12 protein-coding genes are annotated in these 16,096 nt (G+C 72.3%); 11 read left to right on the top strand and 1 reads right to left on the bottom strand.

The window, feature by feature from the left end:
- Positions 1 to 204: 204 nt before the first annotated feature.
- The 5 genes from STTU_RS21310 to STTU_RS21290 all read left to right on the top strand — a co-directional run bounded on the left by STTU_RS21310 (position 205) and on the right by STTU_RS21290 (position 7,057).
- On the top strand, positions 205 to 1,878 hold the full coding sequence (locus STTU_RS21310) for a fumarate hydratase (RefSeq protein ID WP_007826662.1): 1,674 nt from the start codon (positions 205 to 207) through the stop codon (positions 1,876 to 1,878).
- Positions 1,879 to 2,049: 171 nt separating this feature from the next.
- Positions 2,050 to 3,462 carry a class II fumarate hydratase gene (locus tag STTU_RS21305; RefSeq protein WP_007826660.1) on the top strand — a complete coding sequence of 471 codons (1,413 nt, stop codon included), beginning with the start codon at positions 2,050 to 2,052 and terminating at the stop codon, positions 3,460 to 3,462.
- Between the two features lie 45 nt (positions 3,463 to 3,507).
- Positions 3,508 to 4,182 carry a DUF402 domain-containing protein gene (locus STTU_RS21300; RefSeq protein WP_199785034.1) on the top strand — a complete coding sequence of 225 codons (675 nt, stop codon included), beginning with the start codon at positions 3,508 to 3,510 and terminating at the stop codon, positions 4,180 to 4,182.
- Between the two features lie 146 nt (positions 4,183 to 4,328).
- Positions 4,329 to 5,000, top strand: coding sequence for a class I SAM-dependent methyltransferase (locus STTU_RS21295; protein WP_043255892.1), 672 nt, complete (start codon positions 4,329 to 4,331; stop codon positions 4,998 to 5,000).
- Between the two features lie 38 nt (positions 5,001 to 5,038).
- On the top strand, positions 5,039 to 7,057 hold the full coding sequence (locus tag STTU_RS21290) for an ATP-binding SpoIIE family protein phosphatase (RefSeq protein WP_007826653.1): 2,019 nt from the start codon (positions 5,039 to 5,041) through the stop codon (positions 7,055 to 7,057).
- A 104-nt stretch (positions 7,058 to 7,161) separates the two neighbouring features.
- On the opposite strand, the gene STTU_RS21285 is transcribed toward STTU_RS21290, so the two are convergent.
- On the bottom strand, positions 7,162 to 9,465 hold the full coding sequence (locus STTU_RS21285; RefSeq protein ID WP_007826652.1) for a transglycosylase domain-containing protein: 2,304 nt from the start codon (positions 9,463 to 9,465) through the stop codon (positions 7,162 to 7,164).
- Between the two features lie 358 nt (positions 9,466 to 9,823).
- Between STTU_RS21285 and STTU_RS21280 the strand changes: the two genes are divergently transcribed.
- The 6 genes from STTU_RS21280 to STTU_RS21255 all read left to right on the top strand — a co-directional run bounded on the left by STTU_RS21280 (position 9,824) and on the right by STTU_RS21255 (position 16,060).
- Entirely contained in the window at positions 9,824 to 10,780 is a 957-nt protein-coding gene (locus tag STTU_RS21280) for an SPFH domain-containing protein (RefSeq protein WP_007826651.1), read from the top strand.
- Between the two features lie 95 nt (positions 10,781 to 10,875).
- Complete coding sequence (locus STTU_RS21275) at positions 10,876 to 11,163, top strand: hypothetical protein (protein ID WP_043255889.1); 288 nt, start codon at positions 10,876 to 10,878, stop codon at positions 11,161 to 11,163.
- Between the two features lie 96 nt (positions 11,164 to 11,259).
- Positions 11,260 to 11,784 carry a PadR family transcriptional regulator gene (locus STTU_RS21270; protein WP_007826646.1) on the top strand — a complete coding sequence of 175 codons (525 nt, stop codon included), beginning with the start codon at positions 11,260 to 11,262 and terminating at the stop codon, positions 11,782 to 11,784.
- Positions 11,781 to 12,467, top strand: coding sequence for an ABC transporter ATP-binding protein (locus STTU_RS21265; RefSeq protein WP_043255887.1), 687 nt, complete (start codon positions 11,781 to 11,783; stop codon positions 12,465 to 12,467). The genes STTU_RS21270 and STTU_RS21265 overlap by 4 nt, the downstream gene beginning before the upstream one ends.
- A complete protein-coding gene (locus tag STTU_RS21260; RefSeq protein WP_043255885.1) occupies positions 12,464 to 14,920 on the top strand; it encodes an FtsX-like permease family protein in 2,457 nt (818 codons plus the stop codon). Before STTU_RS21265 ends, STTU_RS21260 begins: the two co-directional genes overlap by 4 nt.
- A gap of 129 nt (positions 14,921 to 15,049) precedes the next feature.
- Positions 15,050 to 16,060 (top strand): SPFH domain-containing protein, encoded by a 1,011-nt coding sequence (locus STTU_RS21255; RefSeq protein WP_007826640.1) that lies wholly within the window; start codon positions 15,050 to 15,052, stop codon positions 16,058 to 16,060.
- Positions 16,061 to 16,096: the final 36 nt, after the last annotated feature.

Raw genomic sequence — 16,096 nt, 5'->3', positions numbered from 1 at the left:
GCTTTCCCCGCGAGGCGGGTACGTGCGGTCGCCGGGGCCGCCCGCCCGTGCGCCCCTGCCCACTGAGCCCTACCTCACCACCGCCGTCCGCCCCCGAGGTTCTAACCTGAAGGGCGCCGCCCAGGAGCCAGGAAGCCGGGTCGCGGGCGGCCCGGGGCGACCCACACCGTCCGCCCCGCGCCACCCACACGAGGAAGCGTCACGATGCCGGAGTTCGCGTACACCGATCTGCTGCCCACCGGAGAGGACACCACGCCGTACCGGCTGGTGACCTCGGAGGGGGTCTCCACCTTCGAGGCGGACGGGCGGACCTTCCTCAAGGTCGATCCGGAGGCGCTGCGGACGCTCGCGGCCGAGGCGGTCCACGACATCCAGCACTACCTGCGCCCGGCCCACCTCGCGCAGCTCCGCCGCATCATCGACGACCCCGAGGCCAGCTCGAACGACAAGTTCGTCGCCCTCGACCTGCTGAAGAACGCGAACATCGCCGCCGCGGGCGTCCTGCCCATGTGCCAGGACACCGGCACCGCGATCGTCATGGGCAAGCGCGGCCAGCAGGTGCTCACCTCGGGCGAGGACGAGAAGGCGCTCGCGCACGGCATCTACGACGCGTACACGAAGCTCAACCTGCGCTACTCGCAGATGGCCCCGCTGACCATGTGGGAGGAGAAGAACACCGGCTCGAACCTGCCCGCCCAGATCGAGCTGTACGCGACCGACGGCGGCGCCTACAAGTTCCTTTTCATGGCCAAGGGCGGCGGCAGCGCCAACAAGTCTTTCCTCTACCAGGAGACGAAGGCCGTCCTCAACGAGTCCTCCATGATGAAGTTCCTGGAGCAGAAGATCCGTTCGCTCGGCACGGCCGCCTGCCCGCCGTACCACCTCGCGATCGTCGTCGGCGGCACGAGCGCCGAGTTCGCGCTCAAGACGGCGAAGTACGCCTCGGCGCACTACCTCGACGAGCTGCCCGAGGAGGGCTCCCCGCTCGGGCACGGCTTCCGGGACAAGGAGCTGGAGGAGAAGGTCTTCGAGCTGACGCAGAGGATCGGTATCGGCGCGCAGTTCGGCGGCAAGTACTTCTGCCACGACGTGCGGGTCGTGCGCCTGCCCCGGCACGGCGCCTCCTGCCCGGTCGCCATCGCCGTCTCGTGCTCCGCCGACCGCCAGGCCGTCGCGAAGATCACCGCCGAGGGCGTCTTCCTGGAGCAGCTGGAGACCGACCCGGCCCGCTTCCTGCCGGACACGACCGACGAGCACCTCTCCGAGGACGGCGCGGACGAGGTCGTGCGCATCGACCTCAACCAGCCCATGGACGACATCCTCGCCGAGCTGACGAAGTACCCCGTCAAGACCCGCCTCTCGCTCAGCGGCCCGCTCGTCGTCGCGCGCGACATCGCGCACGCCAAGCTCAAGGAGCGGCTGGACGCGGGCGAGGGCCTGCCGCAGTACCTCAAGGACCACCCGGTCTACTACGCGGGCCCCGCGAAGACCCCGGAGGGCTACGCCTCCGGTTCCTTCGGCCCGACGACGGCCGGGCGCATGGACTCCTACGTCGAGCAGTTCCAGGCCGCGGGCGGCTCCAAGGTCATGCTCGCCAAGGGCAACCGTTCGCAGCAGGTCACCGACGCCTGCGCCTCGCACGGCGGCTTCTACCTCGGCTCCATCGGCGGCCCGGCCGCGCGCCTCGCGCAGGACTGCATCAAGAAGGTCGAGGTCGTCGAGTACGAGGAGCTGGGCATGGAGGCCGTCTGGCGCATCGAGGTCGAGGACTTCCCGGCCTTCATCGTCGTCGACGACAAGGGCAACGACTTCTTCACCGAGCCCGCCCCGGCCCCGACCTTCACGAGCATCCCGGTACGGGGCCCGGGACTCGGCTGACCGGAGGTCCGGGCGGTACGGGGACACCACGCCCCGTGCCCGTACCGCCCGGCCCCGTACCGCCCGGCCGCGCGCCGCCTCGCGCGGAATATCCGCCCCCGCCCCGCCGCTGCCTCCATAGAGCCCCCGCGCCGTCCCGCGCGGGTCCCCGATGGAGAGGAGCGCCGTTCCATGTCCGCGACCCCCGAGTCCGCCGCCGCGCCCGAGTTCCGCACCGAGCACGACTCGATGGGCGAGGTGCGGGTGCCCGCGCACGCGAAGTACCGCGCCCAGACCCAGCGCGCCGTCGAGAACTTCCCGATCTCGGGCCAGCACCTGGAGCGCGCGCACATCCGCGCCCTCGCGCAGATCAAGGCGGCGGCGGCCAAGGTCAACGCCGAACTCGGGGTGCTCGACGCGGAGCGCGCCGGGGCCATCCGGGCGGCGGCCGACGAGGTCGCGGAGGGCCGCTGGGATGCGCACTTCCCCGTGGACGTCTTCCAGACCGGCTCGGGGACCTCCTCGAACATGAACACGAACGAGGTCCTGGCCACGCTCGCCACGGAGCGGCTCGGTGCCGACGTGCACCCGAACGACCACGTCAACGCCTCGCAGTCGTCCAACGACGTGTTCCCCTCCTCCCTTCACATCGCCGCGACCTCCGCCGTCACGCACGACCTGATCCCCGCGCTCGACCACCTCGCCGCCGCGCTCGCGCGCAAGAGCGAGGAGTTCGCCGACGTCGTGAAGTCGGGCCGCACCCACCTCATGGACGCCACACCCGTCACGCTCGGCCAGGAGTTCGGCGGCTACGCGGCGCAGGTGCGGTACGGGATCGAGCGGCTGCGCGCCTCGCTGCCCCGGCTCGCGGAGCTGCCCCTCGGCGGCACGGCGGTCGGTACGGGGATCAACACGCCGCCCGGCTTCTCCGCCGCCGTCATCGCCGAGGTCGCCCGCGTGACCGGGCTGCCGCTCACCGAGGCCCGCGACCACTTCGAGGCACAGGGGGCGCGCGACGGGCTCGTGGAGACCTCCGGGCAGCTCCGGACGATCGCGGGCTCGCTCACGAAGATCGCCAACGACCTGCGCTGGATGTCCTCCGGGCCGCGCACGGGCCTCGCGGAGATCAATCTGCCCGACCTCCAGCCGGGCTCCTCGATCATGCCGGGCAAGGTCAACCCCGTGCTGCCCGAGGCGGTGCTCCAGGTCGCCGTGCAGGTCGTCGGCAACGACGCGACCGTGGGCGCGGCGGGGGCGGCGGGGAACTTCGAGCTGAACGTCATGCTGCCGGTCATCGCGAAGAACGTGCTGGAGTCGGTGCGGCTGCTCGCGAACGTCTCGCGGCTCCTCGCGGACCGCACGATCGACGGGATCACGGCGAACGTGGAGCGGGCCCGCGAGTACGCGGAGTCCTCGCCGTCCGTCGTGACGCCGCTCAACAAGTACATCGGGTACGAGGAGGCGGCGAAGGTCGCGAAGAAGTCGCTCGCCGAGCGGAAGACGATCCGCGAGGTCGTGATCGAGTCCGGGTACGTGGAGCGCGGGGACCTGACGGAGGAGCAGCTCGACGCCGCGCTCGACGTGCTGCGGATGACCAGGCCGTAGGGCGGGGGCGGCCGGGGGCGGCGGGGGCGGGCGTAAAATCCGCGCATGCCTCACGAAACCGCCGTCCCCCGCTGGTCCCCAGGGACCCCCATCCTGTGGCGCTATCGCGCCAACGGGACCCGTGGCGACGAGGGCATCCACATCTGTCGCCCCATGACGGTCGTGGAGGACACCGGGGACCGCCTCGTGGCCTGGCTCGCGCCCGGTACGGAGTGCGTGCGGCCGGTCTTCGCGGACGGGACCCCGGTGCACGCCGAGCCGCTCGCGAGCCGGTACACGCGCCCCCGTACCACCGGGCGTGAGCCCTGGTGGGGGAACGGGGTCCTCAAGCTCGCCCGTGCCGGTGAACCGTGGTCGGTGTGGCTGTGGTGGGACGAGGACTGGACCTTCAGGAACTGGTACGTGAACCTGGAGCAGCCGCTGCGCCGGCACCCGGCGGGCGTCGACTCCGTCGACCACTTCCTCGACATCGACGTCCAGCGGGACCGCTCCTGGTCCTGGCGGGACGAGGACGAGTTCGCGCAGGCGTGCGCGGACGGGCTGATGAGCGCGGAGACGGCGGCCGGGGTGCGCGAGGCGGGCCGCGCGGCCGTCGCGCTCATCGCGGCCTGGGGCGCCCCGTTCAGCGAGCCGTGGGCCGAGTGGCGACCCGAGCCCTCCTGGCCCGTACCGTCGCTCCCCGCCGACTGGGACCGGCTACCGGCCGGGGTGACGGCATGAGACCGCGAGGCCGGGCTCATGAGACTCTTGCCGCCCCCCGGAGGGGCAAACGTAGGATCTAGCTCCGCGAGACGGCCCGAAGTGGGGGCGCAACCGCCGTGGCGTGCACGGAGGTTGACGGAGAGTCAACGAGGGGCGGACAGTACGTGAGCGTGGGGTACGAGGGATACGGGGCCGGTACACCGGACCGCGCCGGGCAGGCGGCGGCCTTCGACGCGATCGGGCAGCGCTACGACGAGGCGTTCCCGCACAAGGAGGGCCAGCTCGCGGCCGGCGAGTGGCTCGCGAAGGAACTGCCCGCCGGGGCGCGGGTCCTGGACGTGGGCAGCGGTACGGGGCTGCCGACCGCCAAGGGCCTCGTCGAGGCCGGGTTCGACGTCACCGGGGTGGATCTGTCGCCCGGCATGGTGGAACTGGCCACGACGCACGTGCCCGGGGCCCGGTTCCTCCGGCGCGACCTCGCCTCGCTGCGCGCCGAAGGCCCCGAGGGGCTCGGCCGCTTCGACGGCATCACGTGCTTCTTCACGCTGCTCATGCTGCCGCGCCCGGAGATCCCGCACGCCCTGCGCTCCCTGCGCTCCCTCCTCAACCCCGGTGGGCTGCTCGCGCTGTCGATGGTCGAGGCCGACCTGGACGACGCGGCGATTCCGTTCCTGGGGCACGAGATCCGGGTATCGGGCTACCTCCGCGAGGAGTTGCGCCGTACCGTGCGGGATGCCGGGTTCGAGATCGCCGGCGAGGACTCGTACTCGTACGCCCCCGCCAGCACCGACACCCCTCCCGAGTTCCAGCTCTTCCTGAACTGCCGGCGCGTCTGAGCGCGGGCCGCTCAGCCGGACGGACGGATTCGACACGCGTGACCGAGCAACCCACCCCCCACCCGCAGGCGCCGGGCGGCCTGCTGCACGCCGCGCACGGCGCGGCGGGGCAGCCCCTGCCCGCGCCGCAGGTCCCCGCCGCGCACGCGGCGCCGGCCGGCCAGGAGCGCGAGCGCGCCGAGGGCGGTGGCCACGCCCGGGACTCCAGGGACGGGGGCGCCCCCACCGCCGCCGAGCCGGTCCGGCCGCGCGCGGACGCCGCGCCCGCGGGCGGCACTTCGGCGCCGCGCGCCTTCAACGAGGAGACCTCAGCGCACCCGAGCGAACAGGAGCGCGAGCGCGCGGAAGGCGAGCGGCTGCGTTTCGTCGGCGCGGCGACGCGCCGGATCGCGCGCGGCATCGACCTCGACGAGATCGTCATGGGCCTGTGCCGGGCGAGCGTGCCGGTCTTCGCCGACGCGATCCTCGTCTACCTCCGCGACCCGCTGCCCGTCGGCGACGAACGCCCCACCGGGCCGCTCGTGCTGCGGCTGCGCCGCACCGACCGCATCCCCGATCCGGGGATGCTCACCGGGCAGTACACGCTCTCGGGAGCGCTCCTCCCGGCGACGCCCCTCCCGGACGGCTCGGTGCGCGGGGCGCAGACGTGCGAGGTCGAGCCGGGCGGTGCGCTCGCCGAGGTGCTGCGCGGCGTCAGGCCGCTCTTCGGCGGCTCGAAGGCGGCGCGGGCCGCGCTCCCCGAACTGCTCGGGGCCGACGCCGTACCGCCGCTCGCCGGGGTCGACGGGCGGCGCGCGATCCTCGCGCCGCTGCGCGGGCGCCGCCGCGTGATCGGCGCGGCCGTCTTCCTGCGCGCCCCCGAGCGCGTGCCCTTCGCGCCCGACGACCTCCTCGTCGCCGCGCAGCTCGCGACCCACTCCGCACTCGGCGTCGACAAGGCGGTGCTGTACGGGCGCGAGGCGTACATCGCCGACGAGTTGCAGCGCATGATGCTCCCCGAGACGCTGCCGAACGCGACCGGGGTGCGGCTCGCGAGCCGGTACCTCCCGGCCGCCGAGACGGCACGCGTGGGCGGCGACTGGTACGACGCGATCCCGCTGCCGGGCTCACGCGTCGCGCTCGTCGTGGGCGACGTGATGGGCCACTCGATGACCTCGGCGGCGATCATGGGCCAGTTGCGGACCACCGCGCAGACCCTCGCGGGGCTCGACCTGCCGCCGACCGAGGTCCTGCACCACCTCGACGAGCAGGCGCAGCGGCTCGGCAGCGACCGCATGGCGACGTGCGTGTACGTCGTCTACGACCCCGTCTCGCACCGCATCACGGTCGCCAACGCGGGCCACCCGCCGCCCCTGCTGCTCCACATGGACGGCCGCGCCGAGGTGCTCGACGTGCCGCCGGGGGCGCCGATCGGGGTGGGCGGGGTGGACTTCGAGGCCGTCGAGCTGGACGCGCCCTCGGGGGCGACGCTGCTGCTCTACACGGACGGGCTCGTCGAGTCGCGGCTGCGGGACGTGTGGACGGGGATCGAGCAGCTCACCGAGAAGCTCGCCGAGACCGCGCGGCTCACGGGCGCCGACCACGCGCCGCCGCTGGAGGCGCTGTGCGACTCGGTGCTCGACGTGCTCGGGCCGAGCGACCGCGACGACGACATCGCGCTGCTCGCCGCGCGCTTCGAGGGGATCGCGCCGCAGGACGTCGCCTTCTGGTTCCTCGACGCGGAGCCGCGCGCCGTCTCGCGGGCCCGGCGGCTGGCGCGCGAGGCGCTGGAGCGCTGGGGCCTGGAGCGGCACATCGACACGGTGCAGCTCCTGGTGAGCGAGGTCGTGACGAACGCGATCCGCTACGCGACGCGCCCCGTCACGCTGCGGCTGCTGCGGACGGACGTGCTCCGGGTGGAGGTCGGCGACGACGTGCCGCAGCTCCCCCGGGTGCGGAACGCGCGGACGACGGACGAGGGCGGGCGCGGGCTGTACCTGGTGAAGCGGCTCGCGCGCAGGTGGGACGCGACGCGGCTGGGCAACGGGAAGGTCGTGTGGTTCGAGCTGGACGCGTAGGCCGTACGTACGGGGCGTGCCGGGCTGTCGGGCCGGACGCGCGGGCCGTACGGACGAGGTGCCCCCGGCCGCGGACGCGCTCCGCGGCCGGGGGCACCTCGCTGTCAGAAGCCGTTGCCGTCCTGCCCCTGCCCCTGCCCCTGGTCCCCGTCGCCGGGGAGGGGCGGGAACGAGGGCCGGCCCTCGCCCGGGTCGCCGGGGTCCGGGGTGTTCGTGGGGAGGTCGCCGCCGCCTGTGTCCGTGGGGTCGGGGCTCGGCGGGGTCGGGTCCGTGCTCGGGGATTCCGTGCTCGGGTCCGGGGTCGGTTCCTCGGGGGCCGATGTGGACGGGGACGGGGTGTCCGAGGGGGTCGGCGTGTCCGAGGGGGTGGGGTCGGGGGTCGGGGTCGTGGCCGCGCCCATGTCCGTGTCGAGGTCGAACTTCTCGGGGGCGCCCGCGACCTCGAAGGTGTAGTCGGCCCAGATCTGCGCGGGGAAGCCGCCGCCGTTGACCCGGCCGCCGCCCGCGGCGCCGCTCAGCGAGACCTGCGCGCCCTTCTTGTACTTCGTGCCGTCGGCCGTCGTCCCGGGCTTGTCGGCCTCGCCGAAGACGCCGACCGAGGTGACGAGGTCCGGGGTGAAGCCGGTGAACCAGGCCGACTTGTTGTCGTCGGAGGTACCGGTCTTGCCCGCGACCGGCTGGAGGTTGTTGCGGACCGCGCTGCCCGTGCCGTCGTCGACGACGCCGGTGAGGACCGAGGTGACGGAGTCGGCGCTCTGGCGGCTGACGACCTGGTCGCCGATCGCGCTCGGCAGCTTGACGTCCGCGCCGCCGTACGTGACGGACTTGAGGATCTGCGGGGTGACCTTGCGGCCGTGGTGGTCGAGCGTGGCGTACACGCCGGCCATCTGGAGCGGGCTCGCGCCCATCGAGCCGAGGGTCTGCGCGGGCACGGCCTGCTCGTTCTCGACGTCCATGCCCAGCTTGCCGGCGGTCTTCATGACCTCGTCCATGCCGACGTCCACGCCCATCTGGGCGAAGACGGAGTTCACGGACTTGTTCATCGCGGTCTGGACGCTGATCCGCCCGTAGTCGACGCCGTCCTCGTTGGGCGGGGCGAAGGCGACGTCGCTGCCCTTGACGGGGCGCCTGCTCGTGCCGTCGTAGACCGTGGAGGCGGTGATGGGCTTGCCGTCCTGCGTCGTCGCCTTGTTCTCCAGGGCGGCGGTCAGGATGAGCGGCTTGAACGTGGAGGCGACCTGGTAGTCGGTGCGGGTCGCGTTGTCGGTGTAGTGCTCGGGCCAGCCCTGGCCGCCGTAGAGGGCGAGGACCTTGCCGTTCTTCGGGTCGACGGAGGCGGCGCCCGCCTGCACGTTCGCGTCGACGGTGCGGTTCTCGCGGTCGAGCTTCGAGGTCAGCCGGTTCTTGACCGACTTCTCCAGCTGGGTCTGCTTCTTCGGGTCGATGTTGAGCGTGACGGTGTAGCCGCCCGCGTCCACCTTGGCCTTCGCGTCGTCGGGCGAGAGGCCGTCGTTCTTGGCGACGGTGCGTATCAGCTCGCTCTCGGCCGCCTGCTGGAGGTAGCCCTTCTGCCCGGTGAGCCCGGCGTCCCGCTGTTCCTTGTGCGGGACGGGGAACTCCTGCTTCGCGCGTTCCCCGGCGCCGAGCCAGTGCTGGCCGACCATGTTGTCGAGCACGTAGTTCCAGCGCTTCTTGACGAGGGTCTTGCCGTGGGGCGTCGCGACGGCCCAGTCGTACTGGCTCGGGGCCTGGAGGAGGGCGGCGAGGTAGGCGCCCTGGGCGACGTCGAGCTGGTCGGCGTCGATGCCGTAGTACGCCTGCGCGGCGGCCTGGATGCCGTAGGCGCCGCGGCCGTAGTAGCTCGTGTTGATGTACCCGGCGAGGATGTCGTCCTTGGAGTACTTCTGATCGACCTTGAGCGAGATGACCAGTTCCTTGAGCTTGCGGCTCACGGTCTGGTCGGCGGTGAGGTAGTAGTTCTTCACGTACTGCTGGGTGATCGTCGAGCCGCCCTGCTTGCCCTTGCCGGTGACGGTGTTGAGCAGGCCGCGCGCGGTGCCCTTGAGGTCGACGCCCTTGTCCTTGTAGAAGCTCTTGTTCTCGGCGGCGACGAAGGTGTGCTGGACGTCCTTCGGGACGCGGTCGAGGCCGACGATCTCGCGGTTGCGCTGGCCGGTGCGGGCGAGGACGGTGCCGTCCTTGAGCTTGTAGACGTTGGCCTGCTGGGTCGCGTCGGGGTTGCCCTGGGGGACGTCGACGTACAGGTAGAGGCCGACGAACCCGGCTATCCCGAGCAGGCACAGGCCGAAGAAGGTGCCGAGCAGCTTCTTCCACGTGAACAGGCGGCGCACACGCCCGCGCGGGTCGCCGCCGCCGCGACGTGCCCGCCTCTCGTCCGCTCGCCCCATGTCGACGGCCGCTCCTTCTCAGTGGTGTGCACCGCGGTCCACGGTGGCTCGCGCCGTCGCGCGCTCCGTGGCTCGATCAGCTTTGAAAGCTAACATCGCGCTCTTGGACAAACAGCTCCCGATCCTGTCTTTTCCGGACGTGACAATCAGCACCGTCCCGCACTGAAACCGACTCCGCGGAGGTGTGGATGGTTGCCATCCCGGGTAATCTGATATCACTTTGAGAGCGCGGCAACGGCGGTACGGGAGCCTTCCGGTCCCCCGTGCGCGAGCGCGCCGCCCCAGGTCAGGGGCGATGCGCCCCAGCGGTCACGGCCGTCGCCGCCGCCTCAACCGCTACAGAACGGGGGAACCACCCATGTCCACCCACCCCACGCCCGAGACCCCGCACGGGGACGAACTCGCGCCCGGCCAGCTCGCCGAGATGCCGAAGCCGCGCGTGACGGAGTTCACCGCGAAGAGCATCGGCGGCGGGCTCGCCCTGCTCCTCGGACTGCTCGGCCTCGTCATCGGCATCGCGCTCGCGGTGCTCGCGAGCGCCGTCGACTCGAACGGCGCCAAGGCGGTGCTCATCGTCGTCGGCATCCTGCTCGCGATCGCCTCGATCTTCGCGATGTCCGGGCTCAACATGGTGGCGCCCGGCGAGGCCCGCGTGGTCCAGCTCTTCGGCCGCTACCGGGGCACGATCCGCGTCGACGGACTGCGCTGGGTCAACCCGCTCACGAGCCGTACGAAGATCTCCACCCGGGTGCGCAACCACGAGACGGCCGTCCTCAAGGTCAACGACGCCTACGGGAACCCGATCGAGCTGGCGGCCGTGGTCGTGTGGCGTGTCGAGGACACCGCGCAGGCGAGCTTCGAGGTCGACGACTTCCTGGAGTTCGTCGCGACGCAGACCGAGGCCGCCGTGCGGCACATCGCCATCGAGTACCCCTACGACGCCCACGAGGGCGAGGGCCTCTCGCTGCGCGGGAACGCCGAGGAGATCACCGAGAAGCTCGCGCTCGAACTGCACGCGCGCGTCGAGGCGGCGGGCGTCGAGATCGTCGAGTCCCGCTTCACGCACCTCGCGTATGCCCCCGAGATCGCCTCCGCGATGCTCCAGCGCCAGCAGGCGGGCGCGGTCGTGGACGCGCGCCGCCTCATCGTCGAGGGCGCGGTCGGCATGGTCGAGCAGGCGCTCGCCCGCATCCAGCAGCAGGACATCGTGGAGCTGGACGAGGAGCGCAAGGCGGCCATGGTGAGCAATCTGCTCGTCGTGCTGTGCGGGGACCGGGCGACCCAGCCGGTCGTGAACGCGGGCACCCTCTACTGACCGACACGGCCTGACAAGACAGCCTGATCCACACAGCCTGATCAACACAGCCGGACGGGCGCAGCCGGACGGCACGGTCGAGGGGCGAGGCGGCGATGAACGACAGCGCGGCGGACGAGGGGTCCGCCTCCGGAGAGCGGCCGGGTCCGCGGCGGGCGGGGCGTCCGGCCCGTAAACAGGTCCTCCTGCGGCTCGACCCGAAGGTGCACGACGCCCTCGCCCGCTGGGCGGCCGACGAGCTGCGCAGCAGCAACGCGCAGATCGAGTACCTGCTCCGCCGCGCCCTCGCCGAGGCGGGCCGGCTGCCTTCCTCGGCGGCCCCGATCCCGCGCAGGGGAAGGCCGCCGGGGCGGGCGGACGGTGCGCCGGAAGAGCGCGACTGAGGCAGAACCGCAGGTCACGGGCCGGGCCCCCGGGGTCCGGCCCTTCTTCCGGACGGCTATACACCCCGCGTATACCCCCCGTGTATAGTCCTCGCCATGTCCATCGGTCACACACTCCTCGGCCTCCTCGAAACGGGGCCACGCCACGGGTACGACCTCAAGCGCGCCTTCGACGAGAAGTTCGGGCACGACAAGCCGCTGCACTACGGTCAGGTCTACTCGACCATGTCCCGTCTCCTGAAGAACGGCCTCGTCGAGGTCGACGGGATAGAGGCGGGCGAAGGCCCCGAGCGCAAGCGGTACGCGATCACGGACGCCGGGATCACCGACGTCGCCCAGTGGCTCGCGACACCCGAGAAGCCCGAGCCGTACCTCCAGTCGACGCTGTACACGAAGGTCGTCCTCGCGCTGCTCACCCGGCGCGACGCGCACGACGTCATGGACGTGCAGCGCGCCGAGCACCTGCGCCTGATGCGCTCGCTCACCGAACGCAAACGGAAGGGCGACTTCGCCGACCAGCTCATCTGCGACCACGCCCTTTTCCACCTCGAAGCCGATCTGCGCTGGCTGGAGCTGGCGACCGCCAGGCTCGGCAAGCTCGCCAAGGAAGTGAACGGATGATCCCCTCGGGCTCCCTGCTCTCCGCCGAGGGACTGCGCAAGTCCTACGGCGCCACGAACGCGCTCGACGGAGCCGAGTTCTCCATCCACGCGGGCGAGGTCGTCGCCATCATGGGCCCCTCCGGCTCCGGCAAGTCCACGCTCCTGCACTGCCTCGCGGGAATCGTCCCGCCCGACGAGGGCGCGATCCACTACAACGGCACCGAGCTGAGCGCGCTCCCCGAGAGCCGCCGCAGCGCCCTGCGCCGCAGCGACTTCGGCTTCGTCTTCCAGTTCGGCCAGCTCGTGCCCGAGCTGAGCTGCGTCGAGAACGTGGCGCTGCCGCTGCGCCTCAACGGCGTCAAGCGCAAGGAGGCCGAGAAGGCCGCGTACGCCTGGATGGAGCGCCTGGAGGTCGAGGACCTCGCCGCGAAGCGGCCCGGGGAGGTCTCCGGCGGCCAGGGGCAGCGCGTCGCGGTGGCCCGCGCGCTCGTCACCGCGCCGCGCGTCGTCTTCGCCGACGAGCCGACGGGGGCGCTCGACTCGCTCAACGGCGAGCGCGTCATGGAACTGCTCACCGAGGCCGCGCGGGGGACCAACGCCGCCGTCGTCCTCGTCACGCACGAGGCCCGCGTCGCGGCGTACTCGGACCGCGAGGTCGTCGTACGGGACGGCCGCTCCCGGGACATGGAGCGTCTCGTATGAGCAGCTCCCTCGCGCTCGACAAGCACACGGGCGCCGCTCCCCCGCCCCCGCCCGCGCCCACCTCCACGGGCCGCCTCGCCACCTGGGCGCGCGACCTGCTGCTCGGCGTGCGCTTCGCCCTCTCGGGGGGCCGTGAGGGCTGGACGCGCACGACGCTCACGGCGGTCGGCATCGGCCTCGGCGTGCTGCTCCTCCTCGTCGCCGCCTCGGTGCCGACCTTCCTCGCCAACAAGGACCAGCGCCTCGACGACCGCCGCCCGACGAAGCTCTCGGCCGCCGCGGCGAAGAAGTCGCCGCGCGCCTTCCTGATCTCGGACGGCTCCAGCGAGTACCAGGACGTCACGATCGGCGGCTTCCTGGTCGCCGCGCAGGGCAAGGAGGCGAGCCTGCCGCCCGGACTCGACCGCTTCCCGAAGGCCGGCGAGATGTTCGTCTCGCCCGCGCTGCACGACCGGCTCCACGGCTCGGGGGACGCCGTCCTGAAGGCCCGCTTCGCCCCGTACAAGGAAGCCGGGACGATCGGCGGGAGCGGCCTCGACGAGCCGAGCGAGCTGTACTTCTACGGGAACCCGGGCGACCTCGCGACGAAGCCGCACAGCGACCTGGGGTACGGGAACGGCTGGGGCAAGCGGCTCAATCTGCACGACGAGGTGGACCCGCTGCTCGTCGCCCTGATCGTCATGATCTGCGTCGTGCTGCTCATCCCCGTCGTGCTCTTCATCGGGACCGCCGTGCGCTTCGGCGGCGAGCGGCGCGACCGCAGGCTCGCCGCGCTGCGCCTGGTCGGCTCGGACGCGGCCGGTACGCGCAGGATCGCGGCGGGCGAGGCGCTCGCCGCCGCGGTGCTCGGGCTCGTGCTGGGGGTGGTGTTCCTCCTCGTGGGGCGGCAGTTCGCCCCGTACGTGAGCATCACGCGCACCAGCGCCTTCCCCCACGACATCACGCCCGTGCCCGGGATCGCCGCGCTCGTCGCGCTCGCCGTGCCCGTGTGCGCGGTCGCCGTGACGCTCTTCTCGCTGCGCGCGGTGAGCATCGAACCGCTGGGCGTCTTCCGGGAGTCCGCGCCCCGCAGGCGCCGGGTGTGGTGGCGGCTGCTCCTCACGCTCGTGGGGCTCGCGCTGCTCCTGTCCGACGAGCGGCTGCGCGCGACGCCCGCCGAGCGCGAGGCGCAGAGCATCGACCCCTACCGTCTCGCGGGCGGTGCCTCGCTCACGCTCATCGGGCTCGCGACGCTGCTGCCCTGGCTCGTCGAGTTCGTCGTACGGCGGCTGCACGGCGGCTCGGTGCCCTGGCAGCTCGCCGTGCGCAGGCTCCAGCTCAGCGGCGGTACGGCGGCCCGCGCGGTCGGCGGGATCACGGTGGCCGTGGCGGGGGCGATCGCGCTCCAGATGATGGTCAGCTCGGTCGGCGACGACTTCGACAAGATGACCGGCCAGGACCCGACCCGTGCGACCCTCGGGGTGTCCAGCGACATCACCGACTGGAAGCTCGCCGAGCGCTTGCGCGCGGCGGCCGTGAAGGCGCCCGGCGTGAGCCGCGTCACGGCGGAGATCACCGGGTACGCACAGACCCCGCGTCCCGGGCGGAAGCTCGACAAGGACGGCGAGCCGCTCACGGTGTGGATCACGGTCGGCGACTGCGCGACGCTGCGCGAGAAGGCGAAGCTCCCCTCCTGCGAGGACGGCGACGTCTTCCGGGCCCGTCAGACGGTCCGCGAGGAGTGGGACAAGGACATCAACACCCAGACGTGGCAGGTGGCCCGCGACGGGCACGAGATCGACGTCGCCCCGGACACGAAGCGGGGCAGGCTGTGGCGGGTCCCGCAGGGCGTCAGGGACGTGAAGGGCATCCGCACCCCCGAGGGCGACGACGGCTCCGGCCTCCTCATCACCCCGGGCGCCATCGACGCGAACATCCTCGGCAAGGGCGGCGGTTCGACCAACCTGCGCGTCAAGACCGCCGCGGACGACCCGCTGGCGATCGACCAGGCGCGCAACGCGGTCATGGCCGTCGATCCGAGCCTGCGGATGTGGGCGTACACCAGCTCGCACCGCGACTCGACGTACACGAGCGTGCGGCACGGTCTCGCGGCCGGCGCGATCATGACGACGCTCCTCATCGGCGCCTCGCTCCTCGTCTCGCTGCTGGAACAACTGCGGGAGCGCAAGCGGCTGCTCGCGGCGCTCGCGGCCTTCGGCACGAGGCGCTCCTCGCTCGCCTGGTCCCTGCTGTGGCAGACGGCGATCCCGGTCGTGCTGGGGCTGTGCGTCGCGACGGCGGGCGGGCTCGCGCTCGGCTGGACGCTGGTGCGGCTCATCAACAAGCACGTCGTCGACTGGTTCGTCTTCCTGCCGCTCGTCGCGGCGGGCGCGGGCACGATGCTCCTCGTGACGCTCCTGACGCTCCCGGCGCTGCACCGCACGATGCGGGCGACGGGGCTGCGCACGGAGTAGCCGGAAGCCCCCTGGGGGGCGATTCCCGCCCGGACTGTTCCGGTACGCGGCCGTTCGCGCCCGTACCGGAACAGTCCTACCGTGGGACGTGCGGGCACACCCATGTCTCGTGCCCTGGGGTTGGTACTCATGACCGGACTCGTCATCGCCATCGTCCTGGTGGCGCTCCTCGTGGTGATCCTGCTGGGGCTGAGCGTGCGCAACGTGCAGCAGTACCAGCGCGGGGTCGTCTTCCGTTTCGGCCGCCTGCTGCCGCACATCAGACAGCCGGGGCTGCGCCTCATCCGGCCCGTCGGCGACCACATGGAACGGGTCTCCATCCAGACCGAGGTGCTCGGCGTCTCGCCGCAGGGCGCCATCACCAACGACAACGTGACCGTCACGGTCGACGCCGTGGTCTACTTCCGCGTCATCGACCCGGTCAAGGCGCTCGTCAACGTGAGCGACTATCCCTCCGCGGTCTCACAGATCGCGCAGACCTCCTTGCGCTCCGTCATCGGGCGTGCCGACCTCGACACGCTGCTCTCGGACCGCGACCGCATCAACGCCGAACTGCGCACCGTGATGGACGCGCCGACCGAGGACCCCTGGGGGGTACGGGTCGAGCGCGTCGAGATCAAGGACATCGCGCTGCCGCAGGACATGATGCGATCCATGTCGAAGCAGGCCGAGGCTGAGCGCGAGCGGCGTGCGCGGGTCATCGCGGCGGACGGCGAGGCCCAGGCGGCGCGCAAGCTCACCTCGGCGGCGCACACGATGGCCGACACACCGGGCGCGCTCCAGCTCAGGCTGTTGCAGACGGTGGTGGACGTGGCGGCGGAGAAGAACAGCACGCTCGTCATGCCGTTCCCCGTGGAGCTGCTGCGCTTCTTCCAGCAGGCCGCGGACAAGACGGGCGTCCCGGCGTCGGGCGGCGAGTCCGTCCCGGTGGACGCGGGGCCCTCGCGCGAGGCGTCCTCCTCGCGGACGGAACGTGCCCGTGCCCGTACCCGTACGGCCCGCGCCGTCCACGCGGCCCCGGCCCTGGACGGCAGCATGGCCGACCAGCAGGCGGCGACCCGCACCCGGGCGGAGCGCAGGCGCCTGGAGCGCGAGGTGTGGCCGGACATCCCGGTGACGAGCGGCTCGGTCGGGGCGTAGGGACCGGCCGGGGGGCGGTCGGGGCGCAGAGGCGGT

Origin of the sequence: Streptomyces sp. Tu6071 (assembly GCF_000213055.1) — a bacterium.
Classification (GTDB): domain Bacteria; phylum Actinomycetota; class Actinomycetes; order Streptomycetales; family Streptomycetaceae; genus Streptomyces; species Streptomyces evansiae.
The sequence above is the reverse complement of the archived record's forward strand: the minus strand, read 5'-3'. Positions and strand labels throughout refer to the sequence as shown.

Coding starts and splice junctions, on each gene's coding strand:
- STTU_RS21310 (WP_007826662.1), top strand. CDS start 205: ATGCCGGAGTTCGCGTACACCGATCTGCTGCCCACCGGAGAGGACACC.
- STTU_RS21305 (WP_007826660.1), top strand. CDS start 2,050: ATGTCCGCGACCCCCGAGTCCGCCGCCGCGCCCGAGTTCCGCACCGAG.
- STTU_RS21300 (WP_199785034.1), top strand. CDS start 3,508: ATGCCTCACGAAACCGCCGTCCCCCGCTGGTCCCCAGGGACCCCCATC.
- STTU_RS21285 (WP_007826652.1), bottom strand. CDS start 9,465: ATGGGGCGAGCGGACGAGAGGCGGGCACGTCGCGGCGGCGGCGACCCG.
- STTU_RS21280 (WP_007826651.1), top strand. CDS start 9,824: ATGTCCACCCACCCCACGCCCGAGACCCCGCACGGGGACGAACTCGCG.
- STTU_RS21275 (WP_043255889.1), top strand. CDS start 10,876: ATGAACGACAGCGCGGCGGACGAGGGGTCCGCCTCCGGAGAGCGGCCG.
- STTU_RS21270 (WP_007826646.1), top strand. CDS start 11,260: ATGTCCATCGGTCACACACTCCTCGGCCTCCTCGAAACGGGGCCACGC.
- STTU_RS21265 (WP_043255887.1), top strand. CDS start 11,781: ATGATCCCCTCGGGCTCCCTGCTCTCCGCCGAGGGACTGCGCAAGTCC.
- STTU_RS21260 (WP_043255885.1), top strand. CDS start 12,464: ATGAGCAGCTCCCTCGCGCTCGACAAGCACACGGGCGCCGCTCCCCCG.
- STTU_RS21255 (WP_007826640.1), top strand. CDS start 15,050: ATGACCGGACTCGTCATCGCCATCGTCCTGGTGGCGCTCCTCGTGGTG.